Consider the following 15,338-nt stretch of genomic DNA (forward strand, 5'->3'; position numbering starts at 1 on the left):
CCTTCAGGAGAAACGCATGAGCAGACCCCAAGCCGTTCCCACCGTGCAGATCGACAACGACCGCGTGGCCGTCACCGAGTGGCGCTTCGCGCCGGGCGCCGAGACCGGCCATCACCGCCACGGCTACGACTACGTGGTGGTGCCGATGACCACCGGCGCGCTGCGGCTGGAGACGCCGGCCGGCGAGGTGGTCAGCCAGCTCGTGGCGGGCCGCGCCTACTACCGCGCGGCGGGCGTGGAGCACAACGTCATCAACGCGCACGAAGGCGAGTGCGTGTTCGTGGAAATCGAGATCAAGCGATGAGCGTATCTTCAACCCGGGCCGCCGCGCCGCGCGAGCGCAACGGCGGCCAGATCCTGGTGGAACAACTGCGCATCCAGGGCGTCAGGCGCGTGTTCCTGGTGCCGGGCGAAAGCTACCTGCCCTGCATCGACGCGCTGTACGACCACCAGGACGCGATCCAGCCGATCGTGTGCCGGCAGGAAAGCGGCGCCGGCTACATGGCGGAAGCCTACGGCAAGCTCACCGGCGAGCCCGGCATCTGCTTCGTCACGCGCGGGCCCGGCGCCACCAATGCCAGCATCGCCGTGCACACGGCGCACCAGGACTCCACGCCGATGATCCTGTTCGTCGGCCAGGTCGGCAACGACTTCAGCGAGCGCGAGGCGTTCCAGGAGATCGACTACCGCCGCATGTTCGGCCAGATGGCCAAGTGGGTGGCGCAGATCGACCGCACCGAGCGCATTCCCGAGTTCATCGCGCGCGCGTTCGCGGTGGCCACCAGCGGCCGGCCCGGCCCGGTGGTGCTGGCGCTGCCCGAGGACACGCTGTGGGGCAAGGCGGCGGTGGCCGACATGCCGCGCTACCAGCGCCCGCACGGCGCGCCCACGCCCGAGGCGCTGGGCGCGCTGGCCGGCCTGCTCGAGCGCGCCGAGCGCCCGTTCATGCTGGTGGGCGGCTCGGGCTGGAGCGCGTCCGCGCAGCGCCGGCTCGAAGCGTTCGCCGAGCGCTTCGCGCTGCCGGTGGGCGTGGCCTGGCGCCGGCTCGAGTGCTTCGACAACCATCACCCGAACTACGCCGGCCACGTCGGCTGGGGCATGGGCGAGGCGCTGCGCGAGCGCATCCGCGAGGCCGACCTGCTGATCGCCGTGGGCACGCGCATGGGCGAGGCCACCACCGAAGGCTACACGCTGGTGGAAAGCCCGCTGCCGCGCCAGAAGCTGGTGCACGTGTACCCGGACGCCAACGAGCTGGGCCGCGTGTTCCAGCCCGCGCTGCCGGTGGTGGCGGACGTGAACGCGTTCGCCGCCGCGCTCGACGGCCTGTCGCCCGCGCGCGAGCCGGCCTGGGCCGCGCGCACCCGCGCCGCGCGCCAGGAGCTGCTGGCCGCGCAGGAGCCCAAGGCCGCGCCCGGCAGCCTCAACCTGAACCGCGCCGCCTGCCACGTGCGCGACGTGCTGCCCGAAGACGCCTGCCTTACCGTGGGCGCCGGCAACTACGCGCTGTTCCCGCATGCGTACTACCGCTTCAAGGGCGTGGGCACCAGCCTGGCGCCGACGGTCGGCTCGATGGGCTACGGCCTGCCGGCGGCGATCTCCGCCAAGCTGGAGAACCCCGAGCGCACGGTGGTCTGCTATGCCGGCGACGGCTGCTTCCAGATGAACCTGCAGGAACTCGGCGTGGCCATGCAGTACCGGCTCGGCATCGTGATCCTGGTGTTCAACAACGGTATCTGGGGCACCATCCGCTCGCACCAGGAGCGCGAGTTCCCGGGCCGCACGATCGCGCTGGGCTTCGACAACCCCGAGTTCACCGAGCTGATCCGCGCCTATCGCGGCTACGGCGAGGTGGTGGACAACGACGCCGCGTTCGGCCCCGCGTTCGCGCGCGCGCGGGCCTTCGCCGACCGGGAAAAGCTGCCGGCGCTGCTGGAGCTGCGCTACGACGCCGACGGCATCGCCCCGGGCGTGACGCTGACGGAGATCCGCGAAGCGGCGTTCGCGCGGCAGCGGGCGGCCGCCTAGCGCCTGGTGTCGCGCCCTTCTCCCGCGTCGTGGGAGAGGGGCGCGAACCGGCAGCCAACGCGTTTCACCAGGTTTCACCACGCTTCACCACGAACCCAACATCATGCGCGCCTTCTTCTCGGATGACCAACTGCTGCACCAGCCCCGCCAGTTCATGCGCGCGGGCCGCCTGTGCGAACCGACCGACGTGCCGGCGCGCGCCCATGCGCTGCAGCGCGCGCTGGCCGGGCGCGGCATCGCGCTGGCCGAGCCGGCCGATTTCGGCCGCGCGCCGCTGGAAGCCGTGCACAGCCCGGCCTATCTCGATTTCCTCGGCTACGCCTACGAGCGCTGGATGGCGCTGGCGCGGCCCGGTTTCGAGCCCGGCATCGAGGTGCTGCCGAACCTGTCGCCCTACTACAACGGCCGCGTGGACCAGCCGCGCCGCGTGCCGTGCCCGACCGACTCCATCATCGCGCAGGCCGGCTACTACCTGGGCGACCTGAGCGCGCCGCTCGGGCCGCAGAGCTGGCGCGCCATCCTGCGCTCGGCGCACAGCGCGGTGGCCGCCGCGCAGTACGTGTGCGAGCAGCAGCACCGCCAGGGCATCGCGTATTCGCTGTCGCGCCCGTCCGGGCACCACGCGCACAGCGATCGCGCGGTGGGCTTCTGCTACGTCAACAACTCGGCCATCGCCGCGGAGACGCTGCTCAAGCGCTTCGGCAAGGTGGCCGTGCTGGACGTGGACGCTCACCACGGCGACGGCACCCAGCAGATCTTCTACCAGCGCTCCGACGTGATGACGATCTCGCTGCACGCCGACCCGAGCGGCTACTACCCGTTCTACACCGGCTACGCCAACGAGCGCGGCTACGGCGCGGGCTACGGCTACAACCTGAATTTCCCGCTCGCGCACGGCACCGAGGACGACGGCTTCCTGGCCGCGCTCGACAATGCGCTCGACGCCCTGCGCGACTACCGTCCGCAGGCGCTGGTGCTGGCGCTGGGCTTCGACACCTACATCCACGATCCCATCAGCGTGCTGCGCGTGGGGCTGGACGCCTACCGCGGCATCGGCGAGCGCATCAACGCGCTGGGCGTGCCCACGGTGGTGGTGCAGGAAGGCGGCTACGAGGTCGATGCGATCGGCCCGGCGCTCGATGCCTTCCTGTCCGGCCTCGTCCCGGCGATGGCCTGAACCGAGAACAAGGAGACCCGACATGACCGCACTGAAGATCGACGGCGAGCGCCTGTGGCAATCGCTGATGGACCTGGCCCGCATCGGCGCCACGCCGCGCGGCGGCAACGCGCGCCTGGCGCTGACCGCGCTCGACGGGCAGGGCCGCGACCTGGTGACGGGCTGGATGCGCGAGGCCGGCCTGAGCGTCACCGTGGACCGCGTGGGCAACATCTTCGGCCGCCGCGCCGGGCGCAACGGCAGCCTGCCGCCGGTGATGACCGGCAGCCATATCGACACCCAGCCCACCGGCGGCAAGTTCGACGGCTGCTTCGGCGTGCTGGCCGGGCTGGAGGTGATGCGCACGCTCAACGACCACGGCGTGCAGACCGAGGCGCCGCTCGAGCTGGCGATCTGGACCAACGAGGAAGGCACGCGCTTCGTGCCGGTGATGATGGGCTCGGGCGTGTTCGCCGGCATCTTCCCGCTGCGGACCGCGCTGGATGCCACCGACAGCGAAGGCAAGCGCGTGGCCGACGAGCTGCGCGCGATCGGTTATGCCGGCGAGGCCGAGGTGGGCGGGCGCGAGATCGGCGCGTATTTCGAGGCGCATATCGAGCAGGGGCCGGTGCTGGAGGATGCCGGCAACGTGATCGGCGTGGTGACCGGTTCGCTGGGCCTGCGCTGGTACGACCTGACCGTGACCGGCATGGAGGCGCATGCGGGCCCCACGCCGATGCCGCTGCGGCGCGACGCGCTGTACGGCGCCTCGTTCATCGTGCAGGAAGTGGTGCGCATCGCCCATGACTTCGCGCCGCACGGGCGCGGCACGGTGGGCGTGATGACGGTGCATCCGGCCTCGCGCAACGTGATTCCCGGCGAAGTGAAGTTCACCGTGGACCTGCGCCACCAGGACGCCGACCGCCTGGCCGAGATGGACGCGCGCCTGCGCGCGGCCTGCGCGGCGCTGGCGCGCGGCGAGACCACCGGCGCGCCGCTCGGCGTGAAGATCGAGGACGTGCAGTATTTCCCGCCCACGCCGTTCGCGCCCGAGCTGGTGGGCCACGTGCGCGGCCAGGCCGCGGCGCTGGGCTACACGCACCAGGACATCGTCACCGGCGCCGGGCACGACGCGGTGTACATCGCCACGGTGGCGCCCACCGCCATGATCTTCGTGCCGTGCAAGGACGGCATCAGCCACAACGAGGTGGAGGACGCCCGGCCCGAGCACCTGGAAGCCGGCGCCAACGTGCTGCTAGGCGCGATGGTGGCGCAGGCCGGCGCGTAAGCGCCGCCATGCGCCTTCGTTCCACTTCAACCGCGGAAACATGATGAGTGAATTGCACGACCTCGCCTACTGGCGCCAGCGCGCCGCCACGGTGCCGATGCGCACCCAGGCCTACATCGGCGGCGCCTGGACCGACGCCGCCGGCGGCGCCACCTTCGAGACCCGCAACCCGGCCACCGGCGCGCTGCTGGCGCACGTCGCCGCGTGCGGCGGCGCCGACGTGGACCGCGCCGTGGCCGCCGCGCGCGCGGCCTTCGAGTCCGGCGTGTGGTCGCAGATGCCGCGCCGCGAGCGCAAGGCCGCGCTGCTGCGGCTGGCCGCGCTGATCGAGGCGCAGCGCGAGGAACTGGCGCTGCTGGAAACGCTCGACATGGGCAAGCCCATCGGCGACGCGCTGCTGTACGACATCCCCGAGGCCGCGCGCACCTACGCGTGGTACGCCGAGGCCATCGACAAGCTCTACGACGAGATCGCGCCGACCGACGGCAACACGCTGGCCACCATCACGCGCGAGCCGCTCGGCGTGGTGGCGGCGGTGGTGCCGTGGAACTACCCGCTGCTGATGGCGAGCTGGAAGGTGGCGCCGGCGCTGGCCGCCGGCAACAGCGTCATCCTCAAGCCGGCCGAGCAGTCGCCGCTGACCGCGCTGCGCCTGGCCGAGCTGGCCGGGCAGGCCGGCATTCCCGCCGGCGTGCTCAACGTGGTGCCGGGCCTGGGCGCGGAAGCGGGCCAGGCGCTGGGCCGCCACCCGGACGTGGACTGCATCGCCTTTACCGGCTCCACCGCCACCGGCAAGCGCTTCATGGAATACGCGGGCCAGTCCAACCTCAAGCGCGTGTGGCTGGAGTGCGGCGGCAAGTCGCCGCACATCGTGTTCGACGACTGCCCGGACCTGGACCGCGCCGCGCAGGCCGCCGCCGTGGGCATCTTCAACAACCAGGGCGAGATCTGCATCGCCGGCTCGCGGCTGTACGTGCAGCGCGGCATCTACGATGCGTTCATGGCGCGGCTGGAAGCGGCCGCGGCGCGCATGCAGCCCGGCGACCCGCTCGACCCGGCCTCGGCGATGGGTGCCATCGTCGACGCGCGCCAGCTCGACCGCGTGCTGTCGTTCGTCGACGCGGGCCGGCGCGAAGGCGCGCGCCTGCGCCTGGGCGGGCAGCGCGTGCGCGGCGAGAGCGGCGGCTATTTCCTCGAGCCGACCATCTTCGAGTGCCCGTCGCAGTCGCTGTCGATCGTGCGCGAGGAGATCTTCGGCCCGGTGCTGGCCGTGACCGTGTTCGACACCGAGGACGAAGCCGTGCGCATGGCCAACGATTCGCCGTATGGCCTCGGTTCCGGGCTGTGGACCGCGAACCTGTCGCGCGCGCATCGCGTCTCGCGCCGACTGCGCGCGGGCCTGGTGTGGGTCAACTGCTACATGGATGGCGACGTCACGGTGCCGTTCGGCGGCGTCAAGCAATCCGGCAACGGGCGCGACAAGTCATTGCACGCACTCGACAAATACACGGATCTGAAGACCACCTGGATGCATCTGGGATGACGGGATTGATTTAAAGAAATTCGCTGAATCCATTCAGCCTGATTTACGGAAAATGGCAGGGCCGTATCGCGTGGCCGGGGCGTTCTCGTTGCCCGCCGTGCGGTACGGCCCTGCGTTTTCCGTCTTGAAGCCCTCGAGGCCGATCGGAAATTCCATCGCAGTGCATGAAACAGAACCGGTCATCCAACAGGGTGCATATTGCTCTGTAAACGGTATTGGAAATTAGAAAAAAGCCATTTTTCAATGGCATGGCAATTGCTTGACTGATTCACACCCCGAGCCGGGACGATCCAATCTCCTAGAGGCAAGCCACACCATGCAAAATCCTTCATTCCAGAAACGACGCGCGGCGATGCTCGCCATCCTGCTGGGCGCCGCCGCGCCTTCGCTGTTCGCCCAGACCACGCGCGACTGGCCCACGCAGCCGGTGCGCATCGTGGTGCCGTTCCAGGCCGGCTCCGCCACCGACCTGATCACGCGCCAGATCGGCATCGGCCTGAGCAAGGAATACGGCCAGACCTTCGTGGTGGAGAACCGCCCCGGCGCGGCGGCCATGATCGGCAGCGAGGCCGCGGCGCGCGCGCCCGGCGACGGCTACACGCTGCTGATGTCCGGCCCCGCCTCGATGGTGACCAACCGCTTCCTGTACAAGAAGCTCAGCTACGATCCCGATGCGTTCGAGAAGGTCGCGGTGGTGGCCTATACGCCCAACATCCTGCTGTCCAGCCCGGACCTGCCGTTCAAGACGCTGCCGGAGATGATCGCCTACGCCAAGGCCAACCCGGGCAAGCTGACCTATGCGTCGTTCGGCGCCGGCACCACCTCGCACATGGCCGGCGAGATGCTCAAGGCGCTGGCCGGTATCGACATCGTGCACGTGCCGTACAAGGGCGCCGGCGACGCGATTCCCGCGCTGCTGTCGGGGCAGGTATCGATGTACTTCGACACCATCATGACCGGGCTGCCCTACGTGAAGGCCGGCAAGCTGCGCGCGCTGGGCGTGTCCAACAGCAAGCGCTCGCCGATGGCGCCGGACATCCCGACCATCGCCGAGCAGGGCTATCCCGGCTACGACATCGCGCCGTGGTACGGCATCGTCGCGCCCAAGGGTACGCCGGCGGACGTGGTCAACAAGCTCAACGTGTCGATCAACAAGCTGCTCAAGGACCCCGGCTTCCGCGAGAAGCTGGCGGCCACGGGCGCCGAGCCGCGCGGCGGCTCGGTGGCGGATTTCAGCGCGATGGTGGGCGCCGAGATCCCGCGCACGGAGAAGCTGGTCAAGCAGTCGGGGATCAGCCTGCAGTAGCGCGGCGAAAGGCTCGCCGCGCGCGCGGCGGGCCTGCATTCGCCGGCCTACATCATGTGGCGGGAAAAGCGGCCGTGCTCGGCGCCGGCCATCAGTTCGGTGAACTGCTCGCAGCTCATGTGCACCAGTTGCTGGTGGTCGCCGGCCTCGAAGAACACTTCGGGCTGGGCCAGCAGGCTGTCGTCGAGGTAGGTGTGCATGCCGTACGCCATCGCCACGGGCGGGATGGCGCCGAAGTCGCAGTCCTTAAAGACTTCGCGGATCTCGTCCTCCTGCGCGAGGATCAGCGTGCGCCCGGTCTGCGCGCACAGCGCCGACAGGTTCAGGTGATGCGTGGACGGGATCACCACGGCCACGTAGCCGATCTCGTCTTCCAGCAACAGGGTCTTGGCCAGGCGGTCTCCGGGAACGTGCGCTGCCTCGGCAGTGGCCATGCTGCTGAGGGTGTAGGGATGGCGGATGGTATCGAAACGGCTGTTCCTGCTGTTCAGGCAATTTGCCAGGGTGGTAGCCAAGGCCATGATGCGTCTCCTTCGCTGTACGTTGCAGTCTGGGCCGGGGGACCCCTGCGCTTCCTACTATAGACGGCGCCGCCCGGATGCAAAGCCGCTATCGGTGGGGAACGGTTGGCGGTGACGCCCGCGCCATGCGGGGCTCAGTCCTCGCCGTGAGTTGCATCGGCCTGCGTGCCGGCCTGCCGCGGCGCCGGCCACAGGACCTGGAGCTCGGTCTTGAGGAAATTGAGCAGGTAGCGCGTGGCCATCGTCTGGTAGCGGTTGGGCATGGTCAGCATGTAGAGCCGGCTGCCGAACACGCTGATGCGGTAGTCGGGCAGCAGCGCCACCAGCGTGCCCGCCGCCAGCTCGTCGGCGACGGCGTAGAGCGGGAAGATGCCCAGGCCGACGTCGCCCAGCACGCCGTCCTTGAGGAAGGCGAAGTTCTCCGAACTGAGCGTGGGTTCCAGCGCCACCTGCTCGCGCACGGCGTCGGCGCCGTGGCCGCGCGTGCCGAAGGCCTTGAGCTTCTGGCCGATCGGCGAGGCGCACACGATGGCATGGCCGCGCAGGTCGGCCAGTTCGCGCGGCGCCGGATGCGCGGTGAGATAGCCGGGCGAGCCGCACACGATCCACTCGACCACGCCGATCTCGGTGGCGACCACCGAGTCGGGCGGCGTGGAGATGATGCGCAGGGCCACTTCCACGTCCTCGGACACCAGGTTGTGGATGCGGTTGTCGAACACCACGTCGAGCGTGATGTCCGGGTAGCGGTGCTTGAACTTCACCAGCAGTTGCGACATCAGCGCGTGGCCCAGGCCGGTCGGCACCGACAGGCGCACATGGCCCTGCAGGCTCTTGCCCATGCTGTTGATGAGCGCGTTGGCGGCGGCCACCTCGCCGAGGATGTTGCGGCCGTGCTCGTAGAGGCCGGCGCCCACGGGCGTGGGCTCGACGTGGCGCGTGGTCCGGCGCAGCAACTGCACGCCGAGCGCTTCTTCCAGTGCCTTGAGGTGGTAGCTCACGTTGGCGCGCGTCATCTTGAGCTTGCGCGCGGCGGCCGACAGGTTGCCGGCGTCGACGATGTCCACGAACAGGCGAAGGGCGTTGAGGTCCATGTGGCGCTTGAAATCCTTGCAGTGAAAGCATGCCGGCGTGGCGGCGTGGCAGGAGTTTAGCCGCGTTGGCGCGCCGCGCTCCGGCGCGGCGCGAGGCGCGGGTTTATCTCGCGGCGCAGGCGGCGGCATTCCGTATTCGCCGAATTGAATCGGGGCATGAATCCGGTCCCGAATCTGGTCCGGAATCCGGTCCCAAATCCGGCCCGCGGCGGACCTGCGATTTGTCCGCCGCCATCGCCGCGCGCCGGCGGGCAAAGAATGGATGCCGCCGCTGCATGCAATGCGGACGCGCCAATTCGCATTGCGCGGGCGGGTGCGTTTGAATCAAAGCAGGCAATCCAATGCGATTCAAGTCCGGCGCCGCGATGCGCGTCTTTCCGCGCCAATTTCGCCATCCGTATTCGGGAGCCGGGCGCGCGGATCGCGATAGTCCGCGGCCGGAAAGTGGATACTGCTTAGCTCCGGCTTTGCCGGTTTCGGGGGGAATTCCTGTCATTTTTGCCAATTGTGTGCAATATCCCAAAACGGCCCGGCCGGGTGCCGGCGCGCGCCGCCGGACGCCGCCAGCGGCGGCGGTTGCGGGCAATTGACCGGCTTTTTTGCTTTCGATTACCTTTCGGGCGCGCGCCGATTGCCTGAATGCCGCGGCGCGGCAACCATCAAGGCGATGATGGAAATGAGAAATAACCCCTCGCCTAATACGTGAATCCGGCATTTCGGACTGTGCATTGGGCCGTGGCGAATCCGCGCCAATCCTGTCAATCCGCGCAATCGACGCAATCGGACCAATCCACGCTGCGGCAGCCAGCGCCAATAGGCAAGGAAATTCGGACGGTTGTATCAAGTTCTTACGTGGCTATATTTTCATTAATCAAACGTGGTAGGCTACGGCATCCGATTTTCCCCCTATCATTCAATTAACCCTCCCCAGGAGAATCCAAATGGCGACATACAAGCAACTGATTGCGGAGAAGGAAGCGCTCGAAGCAAAGCTGGCGGAAATGCGCGCCAGCGAAGTGGCTGGCGTCATTGCCCAGATCCAGGGCCTGATGACCGAATATGAGCTGACGGTCGACGACATCGCGCCCAAGCGCCGTCGCGGCCGTCCGGCATCCGGCGCCAATGGCAAGGCCGCCAAGCCCAAGAGCACGCTGCCGCCGAAATACCGCGATCCCAAGACCGGCGCCACCTGGACCGGCCGCGGCCGCGCCCCGGCATGGCTGGGCAAGAACCGCGCGCGTTTCCTGATCGCCGAAGCCTGATTGCGCGGCGGCGCTCGCGCGCCGCCCGGCTTTGCCATCGACCCGGCCGCGGCGCGCCTCGCCGCGCGCGGCGGGCGTTGCCGGCGCCGTTTTCTCGTTTTTCCGTTTTTCCATTCTTCCGTTTCTCCCCCTTCGCCTTCCCGTTCTCCCGATGAAAAAAACCTTGAGCGCGGCGTTGCTGCTGGCGGCGTCGCTCGGCGCGCAGGCGGGCGAGCGTCCGGAGCGTTCGGAGCGTTCGTTCTCGGCGCGGTACACGGCCTGCATGAACGGGCCCGACGCCACCACCGCCGGCATGCACGGCTGCATCGCCGCAGAAACCGCGCGCCAGGACACGGCGCTGAACGCGGCCTACAAGCGCCTGCAGCAGGCCATCGCCCCCGCGCGCAAGCCGGCGCTGCTGGACGCCCAGCGCGCCTGGCTGAAATTCCGCGATGCCAACTGCGGCTTCCGGGCCGATCCCGACGGCGGCACCCTGGCGGGGCTGAGCGCCGCGTCCTGCGTGATGCAGATGACCGCGGACCGCGCGCAGGAACTGGGCGACCTGGCGACCGAGGCCGCCTCGCATTAGCCATCCGGGTTTCGTGGATATGCCTGCTGAAGCATATCCACGGGATTGTAAAGTCTGGCTATCCAGTCTGTCCAAGATGTGTGGGATTGTCAAAATACGGTGACGGCGTACCATGTTGGCCACATCGTTGTTTGCCTTGACCGGAGATTTCCCCCATGAGCCTGGATGCCGAATCCTTTTCGCTGCTGCGCGCGTCGGTGCAGCGTTTCATCGACGAACGCCTGAAGCCGGCCGAAGACACGCTCGAGGAAACCGACGACGTGCCGGCCGAGATCGTCGCCGACATGAAGGAGATGGGCCTGTTCGGCATCTCCATCCCCGAGAACTACGGCGGCATCGGCCTGTCGATGTCGCAGGAATGCGATGTGGTGTATGACCTCGGCCATACCGCCTTCGCGTTCCGTTCGGTGTTCGGCACCAACGTCGGCATCGGCTCGCAGGGCATCCTGATGGACGGCACCGAGGCGCAGAAGCAGGCCTACCTGCCCAGGATCGCCAGCGGCGAGCTCATCATCTCGTTCGCGCTGACCGAGCCCAACGCCGGCTCCGACGCGGCCTCGCTGCAGACCCGGGCCGAGCTCGACGGCGACCACTACGTCATCAACGGCACCAAGCGCTTCATCACCAACGCGCCGCGCGCGGGCGCCTTCACGCTGATGGCGCGCACCGGCGGCGCCGGCGCCTCGGGCATCTCGTCGTTCATCGTGCCGGCCGACACCCCGGGCATCTCGCTGGGCAAGCCGGACAAGAAGATGGGCCAGCGCGGCACCAAGACCTGCGACGTGGTGCTGGAGAACGTGCGCGTGCCGGCCGCCAACATCATCGGCGGCGTGCCGGGCGTGGGCTTCAAGACCGCCATGAAGGTGCTCGACCGCGGCCGCCTGCATATCTCGGCGCTGGCCTGCGGCATGGCGCACCGCCTGATCACCGACGCGGTGGCCTACGCCAGGGAGCGCAAGCAGTTCGGCCAGCCGATCGGCGATTTCCAGCTGATCCAGGCGATGCTGGCCGACAGCCAGGCCGAGCTCTACGCGGGCCTGTCGATGGTGCGCGACTGCGCCCAGCGCTACGACGCCAAGACGCCCGGCAAGAGCGACCCGGAGGTCAGCATGCTGGCCTCGTGCACCAAAATGTTCTGTACCGAGATGGTGGGCCGCGTGGCCGACCGCGCGGTGCAGATCCACGGCGGCGCCGGCTACATCGCCGAGTACAAGGCCGAGCGCTTCTACCGCGACGTGCGCCTGCTGCGCCTGTACGAAGGCACCACGCAGATCCAGCAACTGATCATCGCCAAGCAGCTGCTGCGCGACTGAACCGCCATGCGCGCGGCGGGCGCGGGCATGGCCCGCCCTGCCGCGCGCGGCTCTTCCCGGCGGCCCGTGCCGCCCCCGCGCGCAGCGTCCGCAGAGCGCGCAGTCCTGCTGCCCCGACGGAGACCACTCATGATGGCGTTCGCCGCTTCCCGTGTTCCTGCGCCCGGCGGCGAACTGCCGCCGGCCGTCCACGACGGTGGCGCGCGGCCCGACCGTGCCCCGTGCTATCCGGTCATCGCCGCGTTGACGGCCGCCATGCCGCAGGGCGAGGCGCCGCCCGACGCCGCGCGCTTCGCGCTCGGCGCGGCCCGCGCGCTGGGCCGCGCCGATCCGGTGTCGTCGGTCCAGGCGGCACCGCTGCGCAGCTTCGACGGCGCGCTCTACCGCACCGGCACCGGCGCCTGGACCATCCTCCACGGCGACCGCCTGCCCGCGCCGCGCGCGCGCTTCATGATCGCGTACCTGCTCGGCCGCCAGTTGCTTGGCGGTCCCGGCCTGGAGTTCGTGGAATGCGCCGACGAGGCGCTGATGGCGATGCCGGACGACGAATCGGCCGGCGGCCTGGCCTATGCCTTCGCGGCCCGGCTGCTGATGCCGCTGGAGGCGTGCCGCCGCCACCTGCCCGGCGCGGTGGACCTCGACGCGCTGGCCGCGCTGGCGCGGCGCCTCGGCCTGCCGCTGCCGCACGTGGCGCGGCGCTGGCTGTCCTACACCGCGCAGCGCGCCGTGCTCACGCTCGGGTGCGACGGCCGCCCGCTCGGCACGTGGGCCAGCGAGACCGCGTTCGGCCTGCCCGCCGCCGATCTGGCGGGCACGCACATGGCGTGGGAAGACGGCATCGGCATCGGCCTGTCCTTCGGGCCCAGGCATGGCGCCGCGCGCGCGGGGCAGCGCCGGCCCGCGGCGTTTCCGCGCTAGCGCCGGGGGCCACGTCCCCGGCGCATCATCGATGCCCGCTCAATTCCCGCTCAATGCTCGTGATGCAGGTACTTCGCCTGGCGCGGCAGCCGGAAGCTGACGGCGAACACGATCACCATCATCGCCGTCACGTACCAGTAGAAGCTCGACTCGTGGCCGAGCGACTTGAGATCGAGCGCGACGTACTCGGCCGAGCCGCCGAACACCGCGTTGGCTACCGCATAGGCCAGCCCCACGCCGAGCGCGCGGACCTCGGTCGGGAACATCTCCGCCTTCACGATGCCGCTGATCGAGGTGTAGAGGCTGACGATGGCCAGCGCCACGGAGATCAGCACGAACGCGGCGAACGGGCTGTGCACCGCCTTGAGCGCGGTCATCACCGGCACCGTGCCGAGCGCCCCGAGCGCGCCGAACAGCAGCATGTTGTTGCGCCGGCCGATGCGGTCCGACAGCATGCCGAACAGCGGCTGCATGCACATGTAGAGGAACAGGCAGCCCGTCATCACGTAGCTGGCGGTCTTGATCGACATGCCGGCCGTGTTGACGAGGTACTTCTGCATGTAGGTGGTGAACGTGTAGAAGATCAGCGAGCCGCCGGCGGTGTAGCCGAGCACCGTGAAGAAGGCCGCCTTGTGGTTGCGGAACAGCTCGGTGAGCGTGCCCGCTTCCTTGCTCGAGCGCGTGGCGGCCGAGGTGGTCTCATGCAGCGTGCGGCGCAGGAACAGCGCGATCACGGCGGTGATGGCGCCGACCACGAACGGGATGCGCCAGCCCCAGGCCTTGAGTTCCGGCTCGTCGAGGAACTGCTGCAGCGCCACCACCACCAGCACCGCCAGCAACTGCCCGCCGATCAGCGTGACGTACTGGAACGAGGAAAAGAAGCCGCGCTGGCCCTTGAGCGCGACCTCGCTCATGTAGGTCGCGGTGGTGCCGTACTCGCCGCCGACCGAGAGGCCCTGCAGCAGCCGCGCCACCAGCAGCAGCGCGGGCGCCCAGGCGCCGATGCTGGCATAGGTGGGCAGGCAGGCGATCAGCAGCGAGCCGCCGCACATCATCGTCACCGACAGCAGCAGCGAGTTCTTGCGGCCGTGGCGGTCGGCGATGCGGCCGAACAGCCATCCGCCGATCGGGCGCATCAGGAAGCCCGCGGCGAACACGCCCGCGGTGTTGAGCAGTTGCGCGGTGGGGTCGGACTTGGGGAAGAACGAGCCGGCGAAGTAGATCGCGCAGAACGCGTAGACGTAGAAATCGAACCACTCGACGAGGTTGCCGGACGATGCGGCGACGATCGCGTAGATGCGCTTGCGTTTTTCTTCTGCGGTTGGGGGAGCGGTAAAAACGGGGGCGGAGAGATCGGTCATGATTTGCCTTTTTGATTTCGTCATGCCGCCCCGCGCCAAGGAGGCCACGGGGGCCAAGCCGGCATGCAGGCGTCCAGTGTACTGCGATTGCGCCGGCGCGGCCGTCCTGCGCGCCTGTCGCCGCATGGCGGCGGCGCGACATGGCGCGTATGGACCTGTCACGGCGTGACATTCCGGACGGCCGGTTTTCTCGCGCGCGGCGGATGTGGCGAGCCGGGCGCCGGCACAAGGCACGAACGCATGCCGCGCCGGCTCTGGCGCGGAAAGGGGGATCCATGCTGGGGATGGGTCGATGGGGCGCGCCGCCTTCGGCGGCGCGCGGCGCGGTTGCGCGGGCGCTGCCCGTGGGCGTGTTTCCCGGAAGATGGCGCGTGCTGGCGTGCACCGTCGCGGCCACGCCAATGCGGTCTGCCCTGGCGGCGCGGACAGCCGTGCAGGCCGCGGAAGCGCGGTGCCTGCGGTGTCCTTGCTGCGTGTCCTGCCGCGCGCGCTACTGCGCTTCCTGCGGCGGTTCCGTGCGCTGTTCCTGGCGCGGCTCCTGCGCTTCCTGCGGCCACACGGCGTCCACGTCCCGGAGCAGGTGGCCCGCCAGGATGTAGTCGCCCAGCCGGGTGGCCTTGGCCTCGAGATCGAGCAGTTCGTGGTCGGCCAGCGTGCCGAGGTCGAACTGGCAATACAGGTTGCGTTGGCGGAAGGTGGTCTTGGTCTTGGCCAGCCCCTCGATCAGGGCTTCGCGTGAATGGACGGCGATGCTTTCCTGTCCCCGGTACTGCACTTTAATGCCGCGTTTCTCTCCGAGCCGGCCCAGTTCGACGGCATCCTGCCATCCGGTCTCATAGTCCAGCTCAAGGGCCAGCACATCTTTCGATGCGAGAAGCCGAAGCGCTTCTGCTTTGCTGCTAGCTCGCACTATTGACATCCACACCTCTTATATCGACTTGGAGACACTATCAAAAAAATCCTGGCGTCATTGCGCGGTCGCGGCA

14 protein-coding genes are annotated in these 15,338 nt (G+C 69.0%); 10 read left to right on the top strand and 4 right to left on the bottom strand.

Features of this window, described 5'->3' with window-relative positions; translation table 11 throughout:
* Positions 1-16 precede the first annotated feature (16 nt).
* From ACWTPI_RS20510 to ACWTPI_RS20535, 6 genes are all read left to right on the top strand, one after another.
* The gene (locus ACWTPI_RS20510; RefSeq protein WP_029043477.1) at positions 17-304 is read left to right on the top strand and encodes a cupin domain-containing protein; all 288 of its coding nucleotides are present in this window, start codon (positions 17-19) and stop codon (positions 302-304) included.
* A complete protein-coding gene (locus ACWTPI_RS20515; protein WP_454732555.1) occupies positions 301-2,025 on the top strand; it encodes a thiamine pyrophosphate-binding protein in 1,725 nt (574 codons plus the stop codon). The genes ACWTPI_RS20510 and ACWTPI_RS20515 overlap by 4 nt, the downstream gene beginning before the upstream one ends.
* 103 nt (positions 2,026-2,128) lie before the next feature.
* Positions 2,129-3,202: a histone deacetylase family protein gene (locus tag ACWTPI_RS20520; protein ID WP_454732556.1), complete on the top strand. Its 1,074-nt coding sequence runs from the start codon at positions 2,129-2,131 to the stop codon at positions 3,200-3,202.
* Positions 3,203-3,224: 22 nt separating this feature from the next.
* On the top strand, positions 3,225-4,469 hold the full coding sequence (locus ACWTPI_RS20525) for a Zn-dependent hydrolase (RefSeq protein WP_454732557.1): 1,245 nt from the start codon (positions 3,225-3,227) through the stop codon (positions 4,467-4,469).
* A gap of 43 nt (positions 4,470-4,512) precedes the next feature.
* Complete coding sequence (locus ACWTPI_RS20530; protein ID WP_029043478.1) at positions 4,513-6,012, top strand: aldehyde dehydrogenase; 1,500 nt, start codon at positions 4,513-4,515, stop codon at positions 6,010-6,012.
* A gap of 352 nt (positions 6,013-6,364) precedes the next feature.
* Entirely contained in the window at positions 6,365-7,318 is a 954-nt protein-coding gene (locus ACWTPI_RS20535) for a Bug family tripartite tricarboxylate transporter substrate binding protein (RefSeq protein WP_059412083.1), read from the top strand.
* Between the two features lie 47 nt (positions 7,319-7,365).
* Here the strand turns inward: ACWTPI_RS20535 and ACWTPI_RS20540 are convergent, their stop codons facing one another.
* A complete protein-coding gene (locus ACWTPI_RS20540) occupies positions 7,366-7,839 on the bottom strand; it encodes an aminoacyl-tRNA deacylase (RefSeq protein ID WP_020202443.1) in 474 nt (157 codons plus the stop codon).
* 134 nt (positions 7,840-7,973) lie between these two features.
* Complete coding sequence (locus tag ACWTPI_RS20545; RefSeq protein ID WP_454732558.1) at positions 7,974-8,930, bottom strand: LysR family transcriptional regulator; 957 nt, start codon at positions 8,928-8,930, stop codon at positions 7,974-7,976.
* A gap of 941 nt (positions 8,931-9,871) precedes the next feature.
* On the opposite strand from ACWTPI_RS20545, the gene ACWTPI_RS20550 reads away from it, so the two are divergent.
* The 4 genes from ACWTPI_RS20550 (at position 9,872) to ACWTPI_RS20565 (ending at position 12,991) form a co-directional block, all read left to right on the top strand.
* Positions 9,872-10,192 carry an H-NS histone family protein gene (locus ACWTPI_RS20550; RefSeq protein WP_020202445.1) on the top strand — a complete coding sequence of 107 codons (321 nt, stop codon included), beginning with the start codon at positions 9,872-9,874 and terminating at the stop codon, positions 10,190-10,192.
* Positions 10,193-10,343: 151 nt separating this feature from the next.
* On the top strand, positions 10,344-10,760 hold the full coding sequence (locus tag ACWTPI_RS20555) for a lysozyme inhibitor LprI family protein (protein WP_029043480.1): 417 nt from the start codon (positions 10,344-10,346) through the stop codon (positions 10,758-10,760).
* Between the two features lie 155 nt (positions 10,761-10,915).
* The gene (locus ACWTPI_RS20560; RefSeq protein ID WP_059412086.1) at positions 10,916-12,073 is read left to right on the top strand and encodes an acyl-CoA dehydrogenase family protein; all 1,158 of its coding nucleotides are present in this window, start codon (positions 10,916-10,918) and stop codon (positions 12,071-12,073) included.
* A 129-nt stretch (positions 12,074-12,202) separates the two neighbouring features.
* Positions 12,203-12,991 (top strand): ImmA/IrrE family metallo-endopeptidase, encoded by a 789-nt coding sequence (locus ACWTPI_RS20565; protein WP_454732559.1) that lies wholly within the window; start codon positions 12,203-12,205, stop codon positions 12,989-12,991.
* Positions 12,992-13,041: 50 nt separating this feature from the next.
* Here ACWTPI_RS20565 and ACWTPI_RS20570 read toward each other — a convergent pair whose 3' ends face one another.
* Together ACWTPI_RS20570 and ACWTPI_RS20575 are read right to left on the bottom strand one after the other, a co-directional pair.
* Positions 13,042-14,352 carry an MFS family transporter gene (locus ACWTPI_RS20570; protein ID WP_020202449.1) on the bottom strand — a complete coding sequence of 437 codons (1,311 nt, stop codon included), beginning with the start codon at positions 14,350-14,352 and terminating at the stop codon, positions 13,042-13,044.
* Between the two features lie 490 nt (positions 14,353-14,842).
* Positions 14,843-15,271 carry a hypothetical protein gene (locus ACWTPI_RS20575; RefSeq protein WP_052165853.1) on the bottom strand — a complete coding sequence of 143 codons (429 nt, stop codon included), beginning with the start codon at positions 15,269-15,271 and terminating at the stop codon, positions 14,843-14,845.
* Positions 15,272-15,338: the final 67 nt, after the last annotated feature.

It is taken from the genome of Cupriavidus ulmosensis (assembly GCF_977008105.1).

Bases quoted from the DNA above. Each gene is read 5' to 3' on its own strand.
- ACWTPI_RS20510 (WP_029043477.1), top strand. From the start codon at position 17: ATGAGCAGACCCCAAGCCGTTCCCACCGTGCAGATCGACAACGACCGC.
- ACWTPI_RS20570 (WP_020202449.1), bottom strand. From the start codon at position 14,352: ATGACCGATCTCTCCGCCCCCGTTTTTACCGCTCCCCCAACCGCAGAA.
- ACWTPI_RS20560 (WP_059412086.1), top strand. From the start codon at position 10,916: ATGAGCCTGGATGCCGAATCCTTTTCGCTGCTGCGCGCGTCGGTGCAG.
- ACWTPI_RS20540 (WP_020202443.1), bottom strand. From the start codon at position 7,839: ATGGCCTTGGCTACCACCCTGGCAAATTGCCTGAACAGCAGGAACAGC.
- ACWTPI_RS20525 (WP_454732557.1), top strand. From the start codon at position 3,225: ATGACCGCACTGAAGATCGACGGCGAGCGCCTGTGGCAATCGCTGATG.
- ACWTPI_RS20530 (WP_029043478.1), top strand. From the start codon at position 4,513: ATGAGTGAATTGCACGACCTCGCCTACTGGCGCCAGCGCGCCGCCACG.
- ACWTPI_RS20565 (WP_454732559.1), top strand. From the start codon at position 12,203: ATGATGGCGTTCGCCGCTTCCCGTGTTCCTGCGCCCGGCGGCGAACTG.
- ACWTPI_RS20535 (WP_059412083.1), top strand. From the start codon at position 6,365: ATGCTCGCCATCCTGCTGGGCGCCGCCGCGCCTTCGCTGTTCGCCCAG.
- ACWTPI_RS20520 (WP_454732556.1), top strand. From the start codon at position 2,129: ATGCGCGCCTTCTTCTCGGATGACCAACTGCTGCACCAGCCCCGCCAG.
- ACWTPI_RS20555 (WP_029043480.1), top strand. From the start codon at position 10,344: ATGAAAAAAACCTTGAGCGCGGCGTTGCTGCTGGCGGCGTCGCTCGGC.
- ACWTPI_RS20545 (WP_454732558.1), bottom strand. From the start codon at position 8,930: ATGGACCTCAACGCCCTTCGCCTGTTCGTGGACATCGTCGACGCCGGC.
- ACWTPI_RS20575 (WP_052165853.1), bottom strand. From the start codon at position 15,271: ATGTCAATAGTGCGAGCTAGCAGCAAAGCAGAAGCGCTTCGGCTTCTC.
- ACWTPI_RS20515 (WP_454732555.1), top strand. From the start codon at position 301: ATGAGCGTATCTTCAACCCGGGCCGCCGCGCCGCGCGAGCGCAACGGC.
- ACWTPI_RS20550 (WP_020202445.1), top strand. From the start codon at position 9,872: ATGGCGACATACAAGCAACTGATTGCGGAGAAGGAAGCGCTCGAAGCA.